This is a genomic window from Saccharomonospora sp. NPDC046836, assembly GCF_040645195.1.
In the GTDB taxonomy this organism is placed as follows: domain Bacteria; phylum Actinomycetota; class Actinomycetes; order Mycobacteriales; family Pseudonocardiaceae; genus Prauserella_A.
The window spans coordinates 1-1,035 of the sequence record NZ_JBEYXW010000136.1 but is presented as its reverse complement, the minus strand read 5'-3'; the positions used below and the strand labels follow the sequence as shown (position 1 = coordinate 1,035).

The 1,035-nt window shown below is 70.2% G+C and carries 1 protein-coding gene; it reads left to right on the top strand.

The window, feature by feature from the left end:
- Positions 1–1,035 (top strand): mannose-6-phosphate isomerase, class I (gene manA / locus ABZ863_RS35740; RefSeq protein ID WP_358544236.1); only part of this gene is annotated, 1,035 nt, incomplete at both ends.

The window sequence follows — 1,035 nt, the reverse complement described above, 5'->3', positions numbered from 1 at the left end:
GTGGGGGTCCAGGACGACGATTGCGGGGTTGTTGGGTCGTCCGGTGCCGTCGCCGCATCCGGAGGCGGAGTTGTGGATGGGGGCGCATCCGGGGGATCCGTCGTGGGTGGTGTCGGCTGATGGGGTGTCCCGGAGCCTGTTAGAGGTGGTGCAGGCCGATCCGGTGGGGCAGCTGGGGTCCCGGTGTGCGGACCGGTGGGGTGGCCGGTTGCCGTTTCTGTTGAAGATCCTCGCGGTGGAGGAGCCGTTGTCGATGCAGGCCCACCCCTCGGCCGCGCAGGCCGCCGAGGGCTACGCCCGCGAAGAGGCCGCCGGCATCAGCCGGGACGCCCCCAACCGCAACTACCCCGACCCCACCGCCAAACCCGAGCTGGTGTGCGCGCTCACCGAGTTCCACGCCCTGGCCGGGTTCCGCAACCCCCACACCACCCTGCGCCTGCTCCGCGCCCTGGACACACCCGGTCTGGCCCGCTACACCGCACTGCTAGCCGCCCAACCCGACCCCGCCGGCCTGCGCGCCCTGTTCACCACCTGGATCACCCTGCCCCAACCCGCCCTCGACGAACTCCTCCCCGAAGTCCTCGACGCCTGCATCCGCCACATCCGCGAGCGGGGCGAGTTCGACACCGAATGCCGCACCGTCCTCGAACTCGGCGAAACCCACCCCCGCGACGCCGGAGTACTCGCCGCCCTGCTACTCAACCGCCTCACCCTCCACGCCGGACAAGCCATCTACCTCCCCGCCGGCAACCTCCACCTCTACCTCCACGGCACCGCCGTGGAAATACTCGCCAACTCCGACAACATCCTCCGCTGCGGACTCACCCCCAAACACGTCGACGTCCCCGAACTCCTCCGCGTCGTCGACTTCACCTGCGGCGACATGCCCATCCTCAACGGCCACCCCCACGGCCGCGCCGCCACCTACCACACCGCCACCCCCGAATTCGAACTCTCCCGCATCCACTGGCCCCCCCACGACCGCGGCGAACACCACCTCACCACCACCGGCCCCGAAATCCTCCTCTGCACCGC